Genomic DNA, 19,648 nt, shown 5'->3' with positions numbered 1-19,648 from the left:
GGATGGCCCAGGGGACTGATGGTGACACCCGGCGAGGGCACGGAAAAGCCGCCGGGTGCGTTGGGTGCGACCCGGCGGCTTACTCAAAAGGGTGAGTGGCCCGACAGGTCAGCCGGTTACTCGTACGGCGAGCGCGTCGCCGATCTCGTCGGTGGAGCGGGCGGGCTTGCCCACGCGCTCGGCGAGGTCGGCGGAGACGGCGTCCTCGATACGCACGGCCTCGGCCTCGTATCCGAGGTGACGCAGCAGGAGCGCGACGGACAGGACGGTGGCCGACGGGTCGGCCTTGCCCTGGCCCGCGATGTCCGGCGCCGAGCCGTGGACGGGCTCGAACATGGACGGGAACTCGCCGCTGGGGTTGATGTTGCCGGAGGCGGCCACGCCGATGCCGCCGGAGACGGCCGCGGCGAGGTCGGTGACGATGTCACCGAAGAGGTTGTCGGTGACGATCACGTCGAAGCGCTCGGGCTGCGTGACGAGGTAGATCGTCGCCGCGTCGACGTGCATGTACTCGGTGGTGACCTCGGGGTACTCCTCGGCCACCCGGTTGAAGACGTCGGTCCACAGGTGACCGGCGAACGTCAGCACGTTGTTCTTGTGGATCAGCGCCAGCTTCTTGCGCGGGCGGGCCTGCGCACGGGCGAAGGCGTCCCGGACCACGCGCTCGACACCGAAGGCCGTGTTGACGGAGACCTCGGTGGCGACCTCGTGCGGGGTGCCCTTGCGGATGGTGCCGCCGTTGCCGGTGTACGGGCCCTCGGTGCCCTCGCGGACCACGACGAAGTCGATCTCGGGCTGGCCGGCGAGCGGGGTGGCGACGCCGGGGAGCAGCTTGCTCGGCCGCAGGTTGACGTGGTGGTCGAAGGCGAAGCGGAGCTTGAGCAGGAAGCCGCGCTCCAGGACACCGGACGGCACCGACGGGTCGCCGATCGCGCCGAGCAGGATCGCGTCGTGCTGCTTCAGGGCGTCGAGGTCGGCGTCGGTGAGGGTCTCACCGGTGGCGTGGTAACGCCTGGCGCCGAAGTCGTACTCCTTGGTCTCCAGCTTCACATCCTGCGGGAGGACGGCGGAGAGGACCTTGAGTCCCTGGGCCACGACTTCCTGGCCGATGCCGTCACCGGGGATCACTGCGAGATTGAGGCTGCGAGACATGACGGCACCGTACTCCTTGTCCCATGGGATGACACGGGCTGTCCGCGATATGGACCTCATCGTGTCACCGTTACGCCATTCCGTTGACTGGTGTTCACCCCTGCGTTTGCCCTGAGTTGGGTGTTGCTGGGAAGTTCTCGACCATGGAGACACCGGACTTCGGCATTCCAGAACGGCTCGCGCGCCATATGAGCATGGCGGAACAGCACGAGTACCTGCGCACGAAACTGTCCCGGCGGCGGACGCTGGTGACCGCGAGTGCGCTGGCCGGCGGGCTGCTGACCGGCTGCTCGGGATCGCGGACACCGATGGCGGACCGTTCGTCCGCGACCGCCACGGAGCGGGTGCACGGTTCCGTCGTCGCCCCCTTCGGGCGCCATCTCTCCTTCGGTGCCGACCCGAAGACGCAGATGCGGATCTCCTGGCAGGTGCCGCTCGCGGTCAGGAAGCCGTTCATCCGTGTGGGCTCCCGGCCCGACGACCTGAGCCGGAAGATCGAGGCCGAGGTCCGCGATCTGGTCACCCCGGAGCTGGGGGGACGCCCGCGGTACGAGCAGTACTACGTGCACGCGGCCCTGGACGGCCTGCGGCCCGGCACGACGTACTACTACGGCGTCGGCCACGACGGCTTCGACCCGGCCTCGCCGCGCCACCGGTCGACCATCGCCTCGTTCCGTACGGCGCCCGCGAGCCCGGAGAGGTTCGTCTTCACCGCCTTCGGCGACCAGGGCGTCAGCAAGGAGGCGATCGAGAACGACAAGGTGCTGCTGCGTCAGGACCCGGCGTTCCACCTGCACGCGGGCGACATCTGCTACGCGGACAACACCGGTCATGGCAAGAAGTCGGACCTGTTCAACCCGTCGACCTGGGACGCGTTCCTCAAGCAGACCGAGCCGGTGGCGAAGTCGGTGCCGTGGTTGGTGACGACCGGCAACCACGACATGGAGGCCTGGTACTCGCCGGACGGGTACGGCGGACAACTGGCCCGCTTCTCACTCCCCGAAAGCGGATTCGACCCGCGGAAGGCGCCGGGCGTGTACGCGTTCACGTACGGCAACGTCGGCGTGGTGGCGCTGGACGCGAACGACGTCTCGTACGAGATTCCCGCCAACTTCGGCTACACGGACGGCGAGCAGACGGCGTGGCTGAACCGGACGCTGAAGGAGCTGCGGGCTGAGGACTCGGTCGACTTCATCGTCGTCTTCTTCCACCACTGCATGTACTCGACGTCGAAGCACGCGTCCGACGGGGGGCTGCGCGCCGACTGGCTGCCGCTGTTCGTGGAGCACCAGGTGGACCTGGTGATCAACGGGCACAACCATGCGTACGAGCGGACCGACGCCATCAAGAACGGTGAGGTCGGCAAGCCGGTACCGATCGGTGCGTCGACGGATCCGAAACGGGACGGGATCGTGTACGTCACCGCGGGCGGCGGCGGCAAGACCCTCTACGGCTTCGACCCGGACGTCAAGGACAGCTACGAGGGGCACATCAGGGAACGCGAGTCCATCGAGTCCTTCGTCTGGACCAGGTCGCGGCAGCGAAAGGACGAGACCGTGGAGTGGTCGCGCGTGCGCTACACCGGGTACTCGTTCCTCTCGGTGGAGGCGGAGCCCGGTAAGGGCACCGGGCCCGCCCGGCTCAAGGTGTCGGCGCTCACCCACAAGGGCGAGCGCATCGATCACTTCGAGGTGCGGCGCGGCAAGTGAGCCGGGGCCCACGGCCGCGCCGCACCCCGTGCGGGTGCGGCTCCCGGCTGATGTGTGGCGGCTGAAGTGTGGTGGTGCTCGGCGTCAGTGTCCGGTCGCTCCGCCGTTGTCCCTGCGGTCGAGGGCGCGCTGGAGCGCGGCGGCGGCGTTCTTGCGGTCGGACTCGCTCGTACGGGTGTGGCGGCGGACTCGGCGGCGGGCGGTCGTCTCGGCCATGCGGAATCGACTCCTTCGAGGTCATCCGGGAGTGCGGAAAAGAGGGGTTACGAGACAGACGCCGGATGGGGCGGGGAGCGGTGCCGCAGGGATTGCCTGCCTTCGGGCTCCGGCTCACGACCGCCATTCGCTGGGTCGAGCGAGACGTTCGGCTTCTACAAAAGTAAGCGACGAGGGGTCGCTTGTCTCCACAAATACTTGGCCTTCCTACTATCTGAGACAGTGCAGTGGATCACACCGTCCAGTTCTCCGCAGTTATCCGATGTATATAGCTGCACGACTTCTTGACAGCCCCATTTGCCGCCTCCACTCTCACAGTCATCGGATGACTGCGACAGGGAGAGCCGCATGCCCGCCAAACCGGCCCTGTTAAGGCCGCGCACCATCGTGTTGACGCTCTGTTCCGCCCTCCTCGCCACCGCGGTGGCGCTGCCCCCCGCCCACGCCGACCCCACGGCACAGGGACAGTCCTGGGAGGTGGCGGGGCCGCCCGGCTCCCCCACCGCCGTCGTGGCGCTCGACCCGGCCGACGGCCGGCCCACCCTCGCCGTCAGACGCGGCGACCGTACGGTTCTCGAACCCTCGCCGGTAGGCCTGGTCACCGAGCGGGCCGACCTCTCCAGGGAGCTGACCTTCACCGGCCGCACCGACCGTGCGGTGGCCGGGAGTTACACCAGCACGTCGGGCAAGTCGGAGCGGCGCGTCGTCCGCATGACCGAGTCCCGCTTCCGGTTCCGTACGGCGGACGGCGCCCGCGTCGACCTGGTGACCCGGGTGGCCCGGGACGGCGTCGCCTACCGCTACGTACTCCCCCGCGACGAGGGCGACGTCCTGCGCGAGGCCTCCGCGTTCACCCTGCCCACGGGCACGGACGCGGTCATCGGCGGGTACCGCGCCGACAACGAGCTGCTCTTCTCCCGGTACGCGTCCGCGACGGAGCCGGCGACGGGCCGCTACATGATGCAGGCCCTCTTCAACACCCCCGGCGGCCCGGCACTGATCGCCGAGTCGGACGTCGACGGCAGCTACGCGGGTGCCCAGTTGACGCACGAGGCCGGCTCCTCGACGTACGGGGTGGCCCTCTGGAACGACGAACCGGTCCAGGTACCCGACGGCTCCGGGCTCACCACACCCTGGCGGGCGGTCATCACCGGCGACCTGGCGACCGTCACCGAGTCCACCTTCGTCGACGACCTGGCCCCGCCCTCCCGCGTCCGCGACACCTCCTGGATCAAGCCCGGTCCGGCCCTGTGGACCTGGCTCGCGGGCGGCAGGGAGGCCGGGCAGAGCCTCGAAGCGCAGAAGAAGTACGTCGACTACGCGGCCGAGCGCGGCTGGCCGTACGAGGTCGTGGACGCGGGCTGGTACTACAAACCCGGCGAGTGGAACGTCATCGACCCCGACTGGCAGACGAACAACTGGATGCCGGAGCTGGTGCGGTACGCGGCGAAGAAGGGCGTCAAGATCCAGGTCTGGCTCCACTACACCCTGCTCACGGACCCCGTCGAGCGCGAGAAGTGGCTGTCCACGCTGGAGCGCTGGGGCGTGACGGGCGTCAAGATCGACTTCATGGACTCGGAGTCCCAGGAGCGCATGCGCTGGTACGACGACGTCCTGGAGGCCACCGCCCGCCACCGTCTGATGGTCAACTTCCACGGCTCGACCATCCCGAAGGGCATGCAGCGCACCTGGCCGCACGTGATGACCATGGAGGGCATCGGCGGCGAGGAGAAGCGCACCAACACCGCCGAGCACCTCGCGGCCCTGCCCTTCACCCGCAACGTCATCGGCTCGATGGACTTCACCCCGGGCGCCTTCCACCGGCCCTACCGGCCCAACGTGGCCTCCGACGCGGGTGAGCTGGGCCTGACGGTCCTCTACGAGTCCGGCATCCAGAACCTCGCCGGGACGCCCGAGTCGTACGACGCCCGCCCCGAGGCCCGCCGCTACCTGGAGCAGCTGCCCGCGCGCTGGGAACGCACTCGGCTGCTGACCGGGGACCCCGGGCGTTCCGCGGTCCTCGCCCGGCAGGCGCCCGACGGCCGGTGGTTCATCGGCGGTACGTTCGCGGGCGCGGCACAGACCGTGGACGTACCGCTGCGGCTGGGTGCGGGCCGCTGGCTGGTGGAGACGGTCACGGACGGCCCGTCGGGGCTCGTCCGCACGCCGCACGTGGTCCGGGGCGGCGACACCCTCTCCGTACCGGTGGTCGCGGACGGCGGCTTCGCGGCGCAGGCGTGCCGCTGGTGGCAGGGCCGAACCACCTGCGACAACTGACTGAAGCCCGAGGGGCGGTCGCGGCAGGGCTCACAGCGCCGTCGCGACCGCCTCGCGGAAGCCTTGCGGGTCCTCGGCCCAGGGGAGGTGGCCCGCGTCCGGCAGGATGACCCGCCGCGCCCGGGGCAGGGCCCGCTCCAGCGAGTCGACGGCCGAGCGCGGCCGGATGTCCCGCTCGCCGTCGACGATGAGTACGGGCAGGTCGAGGGCCTGACAGGCGGTGTACAGCTCGGGGGTGCCCCAGGTCCGCTTCCGCTCGGCGTTGAGGGCCTTGTTGCACTCGGTGTTGACGCCGAACCACGGGTCGGCCATGCCCTCGGCGAGTTCCGGAGCCCGCTCGCGGTCCTCGAACTCGGCCGTCCACTGGAGCACCGCGCGCTGCCGTTCCTCCTCGTCGGTGCGCTGCGGACGGTCCGTCAACTCAAGCCAGCGGGCGAACCGTTCGGGTTGTTCGCCGAGCCGGGCGAGGAGGTTCTCCTCGTAGGCGCCGTGCCAGTCGGCATCCGGCCCGATGCCCGTTCCGGCCACGTACACCAGCGCACTCACCCGCTCCGGATGGGCGAGCGCGTAGCTGAGCGCCAGTTGCGCGCCCCAGGAGTGGCCGAGCAGTGCCGTCCGCTCCAGTCCGAAGTACGCGCGCACGGCGTCCAGATCGGCCACGAACCGCTCGCTCGTCCACGGTCCGGCGCACCGCTCGGACCGTCCGCAGCCGCGCTGGTCCCAGCGGACCACCGTGGCCAGGCCGCCGAGCAGCCCGGCCACGTCCTCGAACATGTCCCACAGTCCGGGGCCGCCGTGGCACAGCACCAGGGGTGTGCCACGGCCCGAACGGCTCGCCCACAGCCGTACTCCGTCGTCGGCGGTCACCGTCCGCGTCGTCCCGCTCTCCGTCCAGGTCATGGTGGAGAGTCTGCCGGGACGTCAGCCCATGTGCGGGTAGGTGTAGTCGGTCGGCGGAACGAGCGTCTCCTTGATGGCGCGGGTGAGCGTCCAGCGCATCAGGTTCTGCGGGGCGCCCGCCTTGTCGTTGGTGCCCGAGGCGCGGCCGCCGCCGAAGGGCTGCTGGCCGACGACGGCACCCGTCGACTTGTCGTTGATGTAGAAGTTGCCGGCCGCGTAGCGGAGCTTCTCGGCGGTGTACGCGGCGGCCGCGCGGTCGCCCGCGATGACCGAGCCGGTGAGGGCGTAGTCGGCCACCGACTCCATCTGGGTCAGCATCTCCTCGTACCGGTCGTCCTCGTAGACGTGCACGGCGAGGAACGGACCGAAGTACTCGGTGGTGAAGACCTCGTTCTCCGGGTCACCGCACTCGACGACGGTCGGGCGGACGAAGTAGCCCACCGAGTCGTCGTACGAGCCGCCCGCGACGACCGTGCAGGCCGGGTCCGTCTTCGCGCGGTCGATCGCGGCCTTGTTCTTGGCGAAGGCACGCTCGTCGATGACGGCGCCGATGAAGTGGGACAGGTCGGTGACGTCGCCCATGGTGAGGCCGTCGACCTCGGCGGCGAACTCCTCCTTGAAGCCGGAGTTCCAGATCGACGCCGGGATGTACGCCCGGGAGGTCGCGCTGCACTTCTGGCCCTGGTACTCGAAGGCGCCCCGGGTCAGGGCGGTCTTCAGCACCGCGCGGTCGGCGCTCGGGTGGGCGACCAGGAAGTCCTTGCCGCCGGTCTCGCCGACGATGCGCGGGTAGGAGCGGTACTTCTCGATGTTGTTGCCGACGGTCTTCCACAGGTACTGGAAGGTCTTCGTAGAGCCGGTGAAGTGGATGCCCGCGAGGTCGCGGTGTTCCAGGGCGATCTCGGAGACCTCGATGCCGTCGCCGGTGAGGAGGTTGATGACGCCCTTGGGCAGACCTGCCTCCTCCAGAAGCTGCATGAGCAGCACGGCGGCGTGGGTCTGGGTCGGCGACGGCTTCCACACCACCACGTTGCCCATCAGGGCGGGCGCGGTGGGCAGGTTGCCGGCGATCGCGCTGAAGTTGAAGGGGGTGATCGCGTAGACGAAGCCCTCCAGCGGGCGGTGGTCGAGGCGGTTCCAGACGCCCGGGGAGTTGGCGACCGGCTGCTCGGCGAGCAGGTCGCGGGCGTACTGCACGTTGAAGCGCCAGAAGTCGACCAGCTCGCAGGGGCAGTCGATCTCGGCCTGCTGGGCGGTCTTCGACTGGCCGAGCATGGTGGAGGCGGCCAGCGTCTCGCGCCACGGTCCGGACAGCAGTTCGGCGGCGCGCAGGATGATCGCGGCACGGTCGTCGAAGGACATGGCGCGCCAGGCCGGCGCGGCGGCGAGGGCCGCGTCGATCGCGTCCTGCGCGTCCTGCCGGGTCGCGTTCCGGTAGCTGCCGAGTACGGCCTTGTGGTTGTGCGGCTGGACGACGTCGAAACGCTCGCCGCCGCCGAGCCGCTTCTCGCCGCCGATGGTGCAGGGCAGGTCGACGGGGTTCTCGGCCAGCTCCTTGAGCCTGGCCTCCAGCCGGGCGCGCTCGGGCGAGCCGGGGGCGTAGCCGTGCACCGGCTCGTTGACGGGGGTGGGGACCTGGGTCACAGCATCCATGAGCTACCTCTTCCGGGTGAATCCCTGACTTCGGCTGGAGGGAGCCAAAGTCGTCTGCGTATCTTTGGGCGGCGGTCAGGGCTTGACCGTCACGAACCCGCTGCGGCGAGCGAGTGAGAAGTCCCCACAGGGGCGGAGTCACAAGTTCCGTACTCCTTGTGGTGCGGAACCGGGTCGGCTCAGTCGGCCGGTTGGGCGGTAGCTGTCGGTACCCAGGATGCACCCGGGTGCCGACAGCTGCCGCTCACCCTTTGCTGACCATCGAGCGCAGGAAAAACCGCAGATTCGCGGGCTTCTCCGCGAGCCGCCGCATGAAGTACCCGTACCAGTCGGTGCCATACGCGGTGTAGACGCGCATCCGGTGGCCGTCGGCGGCGAGCCGGAGGTGCTCCTCGCTCCTGATCCCGTACAGCATCTGGAACTCGTACTCGTCCGGCTTGCGCGCGGCGCGGTGGGCCAGCTCCTGTGCGATGGAGATGAGGCGCGGGTCGTGGGACCCGATCATCGGGTACCCCGAGCCCTCCATCAGGACCTTCAGGACACGCACGTACGCCTTGTCGATCTCGTGCTTCCGCTGGTACGCGACCGCGGCGGGCTCCTTGTACGCGCCCTTCACGAGGCGTACGCGGCTGCCGCTCGCGGCGAGGCGGCGGGCGTCCTCCTCGGTGCGGTGCAGGTACGCCTGGATCACGCACCCGGTCTGCGGGAAGTCCTTCCTCAGCTCGTCGTGGATCGCGAACATCGAGTCGAGGGTGGTGTGGTCCTCCGCGTCCAGCGTGACCGTGGTCCCGATGGCTGCGGCGGCCTCGACGACGGGGCGGACGTTGGCGAGGGCCAGCTCGTGGCCATGGGGCAGTGCCTGGCCGAACATCGAGAGCTTGACGGACATCTCGGCCCGCGTCCCGAGCCCGAGGTCTCCCAGCCGCTCGACCAGCTCCAGGTACGCGTCGCGGGCGGCCTCGGCCTGCTCGGCGGTGGTGATGTCCTCACCGACCACGTCCATGGTCACGTCCAGGCCCTTGCCGGTGAGGTCCTCGATGACGGGTACGACCTCGTCCACCGTCTCACCGGGGATGAAACGGTCGACCACCGACTTCGTCACCGGAGCAGCCGAGACCATCCGGCGCATCCGGTCGCTGCGCGACGCGGCGAGAATCACGGGACCCAGCACGGGGCACCTCCACAAAGGACCAGCGGAAGGCCGTGACCCGACCAATCGGGTACGGCACGGAGAACCACCGTGAAACCTAAGGATCCCTCCGATCGTCGGCCATCGACAGCTGTCACGCATCCGTGCCCTGGATCTCAGACAGATGTATGAAGGGCTCGCGGAATGCGGGAGAATGCCCGGGTGACGGACGTTTTCAGGACCGGAGGGGCGGGCGGCCGGGGCGACTATCAGGAGCTGGTCGACGAGATCTCCGGCCTGCTGGGCCTGCCCGCGACGCTGGAGAACCGTGACTTCGAGCTGATCGCCTTCGGGGCGTACGACAGCGAGGGCGACCTGGACGAGTCGGCCCTGGACCCCGTGCGTACCCGCTCGATCCTCACGCGCCGCTCGACGGCGGCCGTACGGCAGTGGTTCGAGGGTTTCGGCATCACCCGGGCGACGGGTCCGGTACGGATCCCGCCCACTCCGGAGGCGGGGGTGTACCGGGGGCGCATCTGCCTTCCCGTCCGGCACCGGGGTGTGGTCCTCGGGTACGTCTGGCTGCTGGAGGGCGAGCCGGGGCCCACCGACGCCCAGCTCTCCGCCGCCATGGAGGTGACCTCCCGGATCGGCGCCCTGCTGGCGGACGAGGCCCAGGCGGGCGCGGACCTGACGCGTGAGCTGCGCGCGGCCCTCACGGCGGAGCCCGGCTGGCAGCAGGACATGGCGGTGGGAGAGCTCCGCACGGCGCTGGGCCCGCGCGCGGTCGGCCTGCACACCGTGGTCTGCGTGGCGCCCTGGCCGTCCGCCGACCCGTCCGACGCGCCGTCCGTGCGAGCGGTGCCGGGGGCGACCGCCCTGTGCACGGTGCCGTGGGGCGCCGCCGCGCAGAGCCTGGCGCTGCTGGTGCGGCTGCGCTCGGCGGACCTGCCGCAGCCGGCGCGGACCGCGGCGGCCCGGCTGCTGGAGCGAGCCGGGGCGGACGCGGCGGCCGGCGTCGCGGGCGCCCGCTCCGGGCTTGCCGAGCTGGGCACCGCGTGGCAGGAGGCGTCGGGGGCGGCCCGCGCCGCGCTGGCGGAGCCCCGGCTCGGACCGGTCGCCGAATGGAGCGCGATCGGCCCGTACCGCCTGCTCACCACGCTGCCCCCCGAGGCGGTCCAGGACCCGTCCGTACGCGGGCTGCTGACCGACACCCACCAGGAACTCGTCCGCACGGCGGAGGTGTTCCTGGACTGCGCGGGCCAAGCGGGCCGCACGGCAGCCGAGTTGGGCATCCACCGGCAGACGCTGTACTACCGGCTCTCCCGCGTGGAACAGCTCACGGGCCTGGACCTGGACGACGGCGAGGACCGCCTGCTGCTCCACATGGCGCTCAAGGCACATCGGCTCTGAGACACATCGCCTCTGAGGCGCAGCGCCGTGGAGCTCCGTACGACACGATCCACATTATTGAAAATGATTGTCATCATGCTACGGTCGGCGCACTCACTCCCGAGCACCCACTCCTGACCGCCCCTTTGCCCGGAGGGCCCCGTGCGCCTGCCCGCCCGCCTGCTTCCCGTCGCGGCTCTCTCCGCGGCCTCCGCCCTGCTCACCGGATGCTTCGCCGACGCCGATCCGTCCGCCGGGCCGTCCGCGAAGGGTGACGGCAAGCGCATACGGCTCGCCATGATGCAGCCCCCGCGTTCGGGCCTGTCCCCGCTCTCCGACGACGCGTTCAAGCTGTCGCGCTGGTCGACGGCCGAGACGCTGGTGAAGCTGGACGCGCAGGGCGACGCCGAGCCCGCGCTGGCCACCGGATGGCAGCAGAGCGGGCGGACCTGGACGTTCGAGATACGTGACGGGGTGATGTTCCACGACGGCACCGAGCTCACCCCCGAGGCCGTCGTCCGCTCCCTGACCAGGGCGGCCGGCGCCTCCCCCAAGCCCCGCATCCTCGACGGTGTCGAGCTCACCGCGAAGGCCGAGGACGGCCGAGTCGCCGTCACCACAGCCGCCGAGGACCCGCTCGTCCCGCAGCGCCTCAGCTCGCCGCAGCTGGCGGTCCTGGCGGCGAGGGCGTACGCGGGGAAGACGGTGAACCCGGTCGGCGCGGGCACCGGCCCCTTCGAGCTGACCAAGGTGAACGGCACGTCCTCGGCCACCCTCGACCGCTACGACGACTACTGGGGCGGCAGGGCCAAGTCCCCGGGAATCGATGTGAAGTTCGTGCCCGACGGCACCGCGCGTGCCGCCGCCCTGCGCAGCGGCGAGGCCGACATCGTCGAGGCCGTCCCCGTCTCCCAGGCCGCGCTGCTCGACCAGGACCTGATCACCGAGGTTCCGATGCCCCGCACCAACACCCTGTATCTGAACACCGGGAAGGGCGTCTTCAAGGACGCCGGTCTCCGGGCGGCGGCCCGTGAGGCCGTCGACGCGAAGTCGATCGTCGAGGGCGTGTACGAGGGACGGGCGGACGTCGCCGAGGGGCTGCTCGGGCCGGCGCTCCCGTGGGCCGCCGACCTGCGGTCGCCGGTGCGGCGGGCCGGGGCCGGTGACCCGTCCGGCAGGTCCGTGACCATCGGCACGTTCACGGACCGGGCCGAGCTGCCCGAGGTCGCGGCCGCGCTGCAACAGCAGCTCCAGAAGGCCGGGTTCAGGGTGAAGCTGGAGATCCGCGAGTACGCCAACATCGAGTCCGACGCGCTGGCGGGCGAGTTCGACGCGTTCGTCCTCTCCCGGGCGACCGTCCTCGACTCCGGCGACCCGGCCGCGTACCTCTACAGCGACTTCGGCTCCGACGGTTCGTTCAACATCTCCCAGCTCGCCGAGAAGTCGGTCGACGCCGCCCTGGACAAGGCCTCCGAGTCCAGGGCCGGCGAGGCGCGCCGGAAGGCGGTCAGCGAGGCCGAGGCCGCCGTGCTCGCCACCGACGCGGCGGTGCCGATGCTGCACGAACGCGTGATCCAGGGGGACGCCGCCGGGGTCACGGGCGCGGCCCACGACCCGCGCGAGCGCGAGCTGGTCACGGCCGGCACCCACGTCAAGTGAGGCTCGCCGTAAGCGCCGCAAGCGCCGCAAGGAGATGGACCGGCCGGGCCGGGCTGACCCGTCTCGTCTGCCTCGCCGCCGTCGTGACGGCCGTCGGCCTGCTGCCATGGCTCTCCGGCAGGGATCCCGCGCTGACCGTGCTGCGGGCGCGGTCGGCCGAGCAGGAGGCGACGCCGGAGGCCCTGGCCGCGGTCCGCGCCGACCTCGGCCTGGACGCGGGCCCCCTGTCCCTGCTGGGGAGCTGGGCCCTGGGACTGCTGCGCGGCGACCTCGGCACGTCATGGGTGTCGGGCACGAACGTGCTCCCCTCCGTGGTGTCCGGCCTCCAGGTGTCGCTCGGCCTCATGGCCGCCGCCTTCGGGATCGCGGTGCTGCTGGCGTGCGCGCTGGTGGCGCCGGTGCTCGTACGAGGACGAGGGTCGGCGGGGGCGTTCGCCGCGATGCTCGCCGCCGTGCCCGAGTTCCTGCTGGCCACCGTGGCGCTGCTGGTGTGCGGGGTGTGGCTGGGCCTGCTGCCGACGTCCGGCTGGCAGGGCCCGCAGTACATGGTGCTGCCGGCGATCGCGCTCGGTGTGCCGGCGGGCGGTCTGCTCGGCCGCCTGGTCGCGGACGCGCTGCCCGCCGTGCTGGAGGAGCGCTGGGTGGAGCTGTGGCGGGGGGCCGGGGTGAGCGGGGCGCGCGTCGCGGCGGCGGCCCTTCGGCGCGTACTGCCGCCCCTGCTCCCGCAGTTCGGTATGGCGGCCGTCGGGCTGACGGGTGGCGCGGTCGCCGTGGAGACGGTGTTCGCGGTGCCCGGCATCGGGCGTACGGCACTGGGCGCGGCCAAGTCGCAGGATCTGCCGTTGCTCCAGGGGTCGGTCCTGGCGCTGCTCGCGCTCGGGCTGGTCACGGGCGCGCTCGCGGCACTCGTACGGCGCCGGCTGCTCGGACCGGCGCTGCGGGACGCGGGACTGACCCTGCCCACGGCACGCCCGGTCCGCTCCCACCCGGCCGTTCCGGTGGCGCTCGCGGCGGTGCTGCTGACCGCGGTCGGCTGGGGGTTGCTGCGCGACCCGTACGCCGTGGACACGACGGCCCGGCTCCGGGCGCCGTCCTTGGCGTACCCCCTCGGCACGGACGGGCTCGGCCGGGACGTGCTGGCCCGGCTGGGGCACGGCGCGGCCTCCACGATCGGCACGGCGGCCGCGGTCTGCCTGGCGGGTCTGCTTCTCTCCCTCGCCCTCGGCTTCCTGCCGTCCGTGGCGTCCGGGGCCTCGGACATCGCCAACGCGCTGCCGCCGGTGATCGCGGGCATCCTGGTCGCGGCGGTCGTCGGCACCGGCACGGGTGGCGCGGCCCTCGCCGTGGCCCTCCTCTCCTGGCCCGCTCTGGCAGCGCACGCGGCGGCCCTGGTCCAGGAGGTCCGCGCGTCGACGTTCCTGATCGCCCAACGGGCCATCGGGGCAAGCCCTGTGTGGATCCTGACCCGGCACGTCCTGCCCTCGGTGGCCGGTCCCGTCACCCGCCACGCGCTCCTTCGTCTCCCCGGCATCGCCCTCGCCATCGCCTCTCTGGGCTTCCTGGGCCTGGGCGCCCAACCACCCACCCCCGAGTGGGGGTTGCTGCTCGACGAGTCGCGCGCCTACGTGGAACGCGCCCCCTGGGCGGCCCTGGCCCCGGCGGTGGCCCTCGCCCTGCTGGCGGGGCTCGCGGTGTCGACGGCGGCGTACGCGGAGCAGGGCGCCAGGAGTCGTTCGGGACGGAACGCACGGAGAGCACGGAGAGCACGGAACGCGCGGAAAGCCGCCGGGGCCCGCGCCCGGACCCGGGCCCGTAAGGAGGAGACCCCCGTTGGAGTCTGAGGTGTTGCTGTCGGTACGTGAGCTGCGCATCGCCGTCGCGGGGGTGGAGGCCGTGCGCGGTCTGTCCTTCGACGTCCGGCCGCGCGAAGTGCTCGCCCTGGTCGGCGAGTCGGGCGCGGGCAAGTCCCTCACGGCACGCGCACTGCTCGGGATGCTGCCACGGGGCGCGACGACTAGCGGTTCGGTGCGCCTGCGCGGGGACACGCGACTCGGCGCCCAGCGCGGGCGCCGTATCGCGCTCGTCCCCCAGGACGCCCTCTCCGCACTCTCCCCCGTGCATCCCGTGGGCGACCAACTCGCCGCCGCCGTACGGTCGGTGGCCCGCGTCTCCCGTAAGGAGGCCCGCACCCGCGCGGTCGCCGCACTCGACCGTGTGGGCATCCCCGACGCCGTACGCAAGGCGCGCGCGTACCCGCACGAGTACTCCGGCGGCATGCGCCAGCGCGCCGTCATCGCCATGGCGACCGTCAACGAACCGGACGTGGTGGTCGCCGACGAGCCGACGACCGCGCTGGACGCGGAGCTCCAGGAGCAGGTGCTGCGGGTCCTCGGCGAGCAGCGCGAGGCCGTCGGCGCCGCACTCGTGCTGATCACACACGATCTGGCGGTGGTCCGGGAGCACGCCGACCGTGTGCTCGTCATGTACGCGGGCCGCCAGGTCGAACAGGGCCCGGCGGCGCGGGTACTGGACCGCCCCAGGGCGCCGTACACGGCGGGACTGCTGGCGTCGCTGCCCTCCGGTGAACCGGGCGCGCCGGGTGAACCGGCCCGCGCGGGTGTCCGCCGGCGCCTCCCCACCATCCCCGGCGTCCCACCCGTCCCCGACGCCCTTCCGCCCGGCTGCGCCTTCGCGCCGCGCTGCCCCCTCGCAGAGGAACGCTGCCGTCGTGAGGAACCACAGCCGCGGCAGGTGGACGACGGCCACGAGGTCTCCTGCCATCGCTGGGACGACGTCCCGTACCCGGCGGCCGAGTTGTTCCCGGAGCAGCGAGCATGAGCCCGAACCAGCCCCTCCTCCACGTTCGTGACCTGGTGGTCCGCTACGGCACGGTCACCGCCGTGGACCACGTCTCCTTCACCCTGGACGCGGGCGAGACGCTCGCGCTGAACGGCCCGTCGGGCTGCGGCAAGTCGTCCACGGTCACGGCGGTCCTTCAGCTGCGCCGCCCGGATGCGGGTGAAGTGCGCTTCGAGGGGCGGGAGTTGACGTGCCTGACCGAACGCGAACTGCGCCCGGTCCGCCCCCGGATGCAGCCGGTCTTCCAGGACCCGTACGGCTCCCTCAGCCCCCGCCACCGCATCCGCGACGCGGTGGCGGAACCCCTGCGCGTCCAGGGCCGCTGGGACGAGGCGGGCCCGGCCCGGGTCGCCGAACTCCTCGACCGGGTCGGCCTGGACCCGGCGTACGGCGACCGTTTCCCGTACGAACTCTCCGGCGGTCAGTGCCAACGCGCCGGAATCGCCCGCGCGCTGGCGTCCGGGCCCCGCCTCCTCGTCCTCGACGAACCGGTCTCGGCGCTCGACCCGTCCGTCCGCGCCGGAGTCCTCAACCTGCTCGCGGACCTCCAGGACGAGCTGGGGCTCGCCTACCTGTTCATCTGTCACGACCGGTCCGTCGTAAGCCACTTCGCGGACCGGTCGATCGAGTTGCGGGACGGGCGCGTCACCGAGGTCACGCCTGCTTGGCGGCCTCCATCACCTGGAGCAGGCCCTCGGTGAGCGCGTCGGCGTCGGGCGCGCTCTCGGGGGCGAAGGTCCACTGTGCGACGAGGCCCATCAGCAGGGTCGTGTAGAAGCTGCCGAGGGTGTCCGTGGTCCTGTCCGTGACATCCTCCTCGCGCCCGCCCATGAAGAGCGTGACAATGCCGCGCGCACCCTCCCGCTGGGCCCGCGCCAGATGCTCGCGCACCTCGGGCAGTTGGTCCCCCATGGCCACGATCTCCATGCTGAGGCGCCACAGCGAGCCGGGCTCCCGCATGGTGTCGACGATGTTCGACCACACCTCCCGGAACCGCTCGACCGAGCCGGGCGCGGAACTGCTCTCGATCGCCCCGCCGCCCTCGAAGGCGTCCGAGACCTCCTCGACCATGACCACGTACGCCTGCGCCAGCAGCGCGTCCTTCGAGCCGTAGTGGTAGCCGATCGACGCCAGGTTCGTCCCTGACGCCTTGACGATGTCGCGCGCGGTCGTGCGCAGGAAGCCCTTCTCCAGCAGGCAGCGCTTGGCGCCTTCGAGCAGATCCTCACGGTGTCCCATACCGGCCACCCTACCGCCGAATACAGACAACCGTCTTATACGCTCGTTCTAGACAAGCGTTTAACACGCTTGTACATTCCTCGGCATGACTACGAACCCGACAAGCGCGGGCCCGGAGCGCCCCACTCGTGCCGGCCGCCGCGAGTGGACCGCGCTCGCCGTGCTGATGCTTCCGCTGCTGCTGGTCTCGATGGATGTCTCGGTGCTCTACTTCACGATCCCCGCGATCAGCGCGGACCTGGAGCCGAGCGGCACCCAGCTGTTGTGGATCTTCGACATCTACGCGTTCGTGCTGGCCGGTCTGCTGATGACGATGGGCTCGCTCGGTGACCGCATCGGCCGCCGTCGGCTCCTGCTGATCGGCGCGGTCGCGTTCGGCGCCGCCTCCCTGGTGGCCGCGTACGCGCACAGCGCCGAGACCCTGATCGCGGCCCGCGCGGTTCTCGGCATCGGCGGGGCGACCCTGATGCCATCGACGATGGCGCTGGTGCGCACGATGTTCACCGACCCGGGCCAGCGGGCGAAGGCGATCGGACTCTGGTCCGGTGTGATGGTGGCGGGCGTCGCCCTGGGGTCGGTGATGAGCGGTGTGCTGGTCGAGTTCTTCTGGTGGGGCTCGGTCTTCCTGGTCAACCTGCCCGCGATGGTGCTGCTACTGGTCCTCGGCCCGGTCCTGCTCCCCGAGTCGAAGAACCCGAATCCCGGCCGCTTCGACCTGCTGAGCGTGCCGCTGTCGCTCGCGGCGGTCCTGCCGGTGATCTACGGCCTGAAGGAGCTGGCCGCCGAGGGCTGGAACGTGCGGTATGTGGTGTCGGTGACGGTGGGCCTGCTCTTCGCTGCGCTGTTCGTCCACCGCCAGCGCACCACGGCCTCTCCGATGATCCCGCCGCGGCTGTTCCACGGCCGGGGCTTCACTCCGGCCGTGGTCCTGAACCTGGTCGCGATCTTCGGGATGATGGGCTCTGCGTACTTCACCAGCCAGTACATCCAGTCGGTCCTCGGCAAGGAGCCGCTGGAGGCCGCGCTGTGGGCGCTGCTGCCCTCCGTGTTCATCGGTTTCGCGGGGTCCGTCTCGGCCCATCTGGTGCAGCGGGGCGTGGCTCGCGCGTACGTCGTGGCCGGTGGCTTCCTGACCGCGGCGTGCGGTTACGGTCTGCTGGTCCTCGCCGGCACGGACTCGCTGTGGCTGGTGCTCGTCGCATCCGGTGTCCTGGCCTCCGGGGTCATCGCCACCACCGCGCAGCTGGCCGACATCGCCATCAGCGCGGCGCCCGTCGAGAACGCGGGCAGCGCCTCGTCCCTCCTGGAGACCTCCGCCGAGTTCGGCGGCGCCCTGAGCATGGCGACGCTCGGCTCCATCGGTACGGCGATCTACCACCACGAGATGCCCGCGTCGGCGGCCGAACCCGCCCGCGAAACCCTCGGCGGCGCCCTCGCCGTGGCCGAGCAGCTGCCGGGGCGCGCAGGGGACGCCCTGGCAGCCGCCGCCCGGGAGGCGTTCACCAGCGGGATGCACGGCGCGGCGATCGCGGGGGCGCTGGTGCTGCTGGGCGCGGCGGTCGCGGGCGCGGTGGTGCTGCGCGGGGTGCGGATGCCCGCGGTGGAGGCGGCTGAGCGGGAGAAGGCAGCCGTCTGACCAACACCGGGGGTACGCGTTCGGGGCCCGTCACCAGTTGGTGACGGGCCCCGAACGTCGTCCAGGAACGAACCTCAGACCAGGTTCACCGACCGCGCCGACGTCGCGCCGATCTCCTCGGCCACCTCCGTGAGCACCGGCTGAGGCACCGTGTCGTCCACCGTCAGAACCGCGAGGGCCTCGCCGCCGGCGATGGAGCGGGCGACCTGCATACCCGCGATGTTGATGCCGGCCTCACCGAAGACGCGCCCTACGGTACCGACGACACCGGGACGGTCCGCGTACTTGAGTACGACCATGTGGTCGGCGAGGGCGAGGTCCACGTCGTACTCGCCCACCGCGACGATCTTCTGGTGGTGCTTCGGGCCCGCGAGCGTGCCGGAGACCGAGACCTCCTCGCCGCTGCCCAGGGTGCCGCGCACGGTGACCACGTTGCGGTGGTCCGGCGACTCCGAGCTCGTCGTCAGCCGCACCTCCACGCCCCGCTCCTGCGCGAACAGCGGAGCGTTGACGTACGAGACCGTCTCGTCGACCACGTCCTCGAAGACACCCTTGAGCGCCGACAGCTCCAGCACCTTCACATCGTGCTGCGTGATCTCGCCGTACACCTCGACGTCGAGGCGGACCGCCACCTCGCCGGCGAGCGCCGTGAAGATACGGCCCAGACGCTCGGCCAGCGGCAGACCCGGCTTGACGTCCTCGGCGATGACACCGCCCTGGACGTTCACGGCGTCCGGCACCAGCTCACCCGCGAGGGCGAGCCGGACGGACCGCGCCACCGCGATACCCGCCTTCTCCTGGGCCTCGTCCGTGGACGCACCGAGGTGCGGCGTGCAGACGACCTCGTCGAGCTCGAAGAGCGGGGAGTCCGTGCACGGCTCCTTCGCGTACACGTCGAGGCCCGCGCCCGCGACCCGGCCCTCCTTGAGCGCCGAGTACAGCGCCTCCTCGTCGACGATCCCACCGCGCGCGGCGTTGACGATCCGCACCGACGGCTTCACCTTGTGCAGTGCCTCGGCACCGATGAGACCGACGGTCTCGGGGGTCTTCGGCAGGTGGACGGTGATGAAGTCGGAGACCTCCAGCAGCTCGTCCAGCGACAGCACCTTCACGCCCATCTGCGCCGCCCGGGCAGGCTGGACGTACGGGTCGTACGCGACGACCTTCATGCCGAACGCGGACATGCGCTGGGCCACGAGCGCACCGATACGGCCGAGACCCACGACACCGAGGGTCTTCTCCGCCAGTTCGACACCCGTGTACTTGCTGCGCTTCCACTCACCGTTCTTCAGCGCCGTGTTGGCCTGCGGGATGTGGCGGGCGCTGGCGAGAAGGAGACCGCAGGCGAGCTCGGCGGCGGTCACGATGTTCGAGGTGGGGGCGTTGACGACCATCACGCCGGCCTTGGTGGCGGCGGAGACGTCCACGTTGTCGAGGCCGACGCCGGCTCGTGCGACGACCTTCAGCTTCTTCGCGGCGGCGATGGCCTCGGCGTCCACCTTCGTCGCGGAACGGATCAGGATGGCGTCGACCTCGGCGATGGCCGGGAGCAGCTCGGAGCGGTCCGCTCCGTTGCAGTGCCGGATCTCGAAGTCCGGGCCGAGGGCGTCGACGGTGGCGGGCGACAGCTCTTCAGCGATGAGTACGACTGGTTTCGAGCTCACGTGAGTCCTCTACATGTCCAATGCGGACGGCCGTCCCGACGGCCGCTGGCGGTGGAGGGGTGTGGCACCGGAGAGGGGCGGGTGCGTTCCCGCGCCCGCTGCGGCATCGGCTTGTGCCGGGCGGTGTGGGGACGTGCCTGGACTTCTTCGGTGTCGCTTGGCC

At 71.2% G+C, this 19,648-nt stretch carries 15 protein-coding genes; 8 read left to right on the top strand and 7 right to left on the bottom strand.

The genetic code is table 11. The features are described 5' to 3' along the window. Positions 1-108: 108 nt before the first annotated feature. Positions 109-1,152, bottom strand: coding sequence for a 3-isopropylmalate dehydrogenase (locus E0500_RS17795; protein WP_131558319.1), 1,044 nt, complete (start codon positions 1,150-1,152; stop codon positions 109-111). A gap of 143 nt (positions 1,153-1,295) precedes the next feature. Between E0500_RS17795 and E0500_RS17790 the strand changes: the two genes are divergently transcribed. Next, positions 1,296-2,861, top strand: coding sequence for a metallophosphoesterase family protein (locus E0500_RS17790; RefSeq protein ID WP_131558317.1), 1,566 nt, complete (start codon positions 1,296-1,298; stop codon positions 2,859-2,861). An 84-nt stretch (positions 2,862-2,945) separates the two neighbouring features. On the opposite strand, the gene E0500_RS43890 is transcribed toward E0500_RS17790, so the two are convergent. Further along, a complete protein-coding gene (locus tag E0500_RS43890) occupies positions 2,946-3,077 on the bottom strand; it encodes a hypothetical protein (protein WP_131558315.1) in 132 nt (43 codons plus the stop codon). A 348-nt stretch (positions 3,078-3,425) separates the two neighbouring features. Here E0500_RS43890 and E0500_RS17785 point away from each other — a divergent pair, with 348 nt between their 5' ends. Beyond that, positions 3,426-5,354: a glycoside hydrolase family 97 catalytic domain-containing protein gene (locus E0500_RS17785; protein WP_131558313.1), complete on the top strand. Its 1,929-nt coding sequence runs from the start codon at positions 3,426-3,428 to the stop codon at positions 5,352-5,354. Between the two features lie 30 nt (positions 5,355-5,384). Here the strand turns inward: E0500_RS17785 and E0500_RS17780 are convergent, their stop codons facing one another. The 3 genes from E0500_RS17780 to E0500_RS17770 form a co-directional block, all read right to left on the bottom strand. Continuing rightward, positions 5,385-6,254, bottom strand: coding sequence for an alpha/beta fold hydrolase (locus E0500_RS17780; protein WP_131558311.1), 870 nt, complete (start codon positions 6,252-6,254; stop codon positions 5,385-5,387). A gap of 21 nt (positions 6,255-6,275) precedes the next feature. After that, on the bottom strand, positions 6,276-7,907 hold the full coding sequence (gene pruA / locus E0500_RS17775) for an L-glutamate gamma-semialdehyde dehydrogenase (protein WP_131558309.1): 1,632 nt from the start codon (positions 7,905-7,907) through the stop codon (positions 6,276-6,278). Positions 7,908-8,151: 244 nt separating this feature from the next. Continuing rightward, a complete protein-coding gene (locus E0500_RS17770; protein ID WP_131558307.1) occupies positions 8,152-9,078 on the bottom strand; it encodes a proline dehydrogenase family protein in 927 nt (308 codons plus the stop codon). 162 nt (positions 9,079-9,240) lie between these two features. Between E0500_RS17770 and E0500_RS17765 the strand changes: the two genes are divergently transcribed. The 5 genes from E0500_RS17765 (at position 9,241) to E0500_RS17745 (ending at position 15,647) form a co-directional block, all read left to right on the top strand. Beyond that, positions 9,241-10,449 (top strand): CdaR family transcriptional regulator, encoded by a 1,209-nt coding sequence (locus tag E0500_RS17765; RefSeq protein ID WP_131558305.1) that lies wholly within the window; start codon positions 9,241-9,243, stop codon positions 10,447-10,449. A 141-nt stretch (positions 10,450-10,590) separates the two neighbouring features. After that, positions 10,591-12,087: an ABC transporter substrate-binding protein gene (locus E0500_RS17760; protein WP_131558303.1), complete on the top strand. Its 1,497-nt coding sequence runs from the start codon at positions 10,591-10,593 to the stop codon at positions 12,085-12,087. After that, positions 12,084-13,928, top strand: coding sequence for an ABC transporter permease subunit (locus E0500_RS17755; protein ID WP_131558301.1), 1,845 nt, complete (start codon positions 12,084-12,086; stop codon positions 13,926-13,928). Before E0500_RS17760 ends, E0500_RS17755 begins: the two co-directional genes overlap by 4 nt. Next, positions 13,918-14,925: an ABC transporter ATP-binding protein gene (locus tag E0500_RS17750; RefSeq protein ID WP_131558299.1), complete on the top strand. Its 1,008-nt coding sequence runs from the start codon at positions 13,918-13,920 to the stop codon at positions 14,923-14,925. The genes E0500_RS17755 and E0500_RS17750 overlap by 11 nt, the downstream gene beginning before the upstream one ends. Continuing rightward, positions 14,922-15,647, top strand: a complete 726-nt coding sequence (locus E0500_RS17745) for a dipeptide/oligopeptide/nickel ABC transporter ATP-binding protein (protein WP_131558297.1) — start codon at positions 14,922-14,924, stop codon at positions 15,645-15,647. The genes E0500_RS17750 and E0500_RS17745 overlap by 4 nt, the downstream gene beginning before the upstream one ends. Here E0500_RS17745 and E0500_RS17740 read toward each other — a convergent pair. Further along, the gene (locus E0500_RS17740; RefSeq protein WP_131558295.1) at positions 15,601-16,185 is read right to left on the bottom strand and encodes a TetR/AcrR family transcriptional regulator; all 585 of its coding nucleotides are present in this window, start codon (positions 16,183-16,185) and stop codon (positions 15,601-15,603) included. The two genes, E0500_RS17745 and E0500_RS17740, sit on opposite strands and share 47 nt — an antisense overlap. Before the next feature lie 85 nt (positions 16,186-16,270). Between E0500_RS17740 and E0500_RS17735 the strand changes: the two genes are divergently transcribed. Then, the gene (locus tag E0500_RS17735; protein ID WP_131558293.1) at positions 16,271-17,821 is read left to right on the top strand and encodes an MFS transporter; all 1,551 of its coding nucleotides are present in this window, start codon (positions 16,271-16,273) and stop codon (positions 17,819-17,821) included. Between the two features lie 74 nt (positions 17,822-17,895). On the opposite strand, the gene serA is transcribed toward E0500_RS17735, so the two are convergent. After that, positions 17,896-19,485: a phosphoglycerate dehydrogenase gene (gene serA / locus E0500_RS17730; RefSeq protein WP_131558291.1), complete on the bottom strand. Its 1,590-nt coding sequence runs from the start codon at positions 19,483-19,485 to the stop codon at positions 17,896-17,898. Positions 19,486-19,648 lie beyond the last annotated feature (163 nt).

The organism is Streptomyces sp. KM273126, assembly GCF_004337435.2.
Lineage (GTDB): Bacteria > Actinomycetota > Actinomycetes > Streptomycetales > Streptomycetaceae > Streptomyces > Streptomyces acidicola.
The sequence above is the reverse complement of the archived record's forward strand: the minus strand, read 5'-3'. Positions and strand labels throughout refer to the sequence as shown.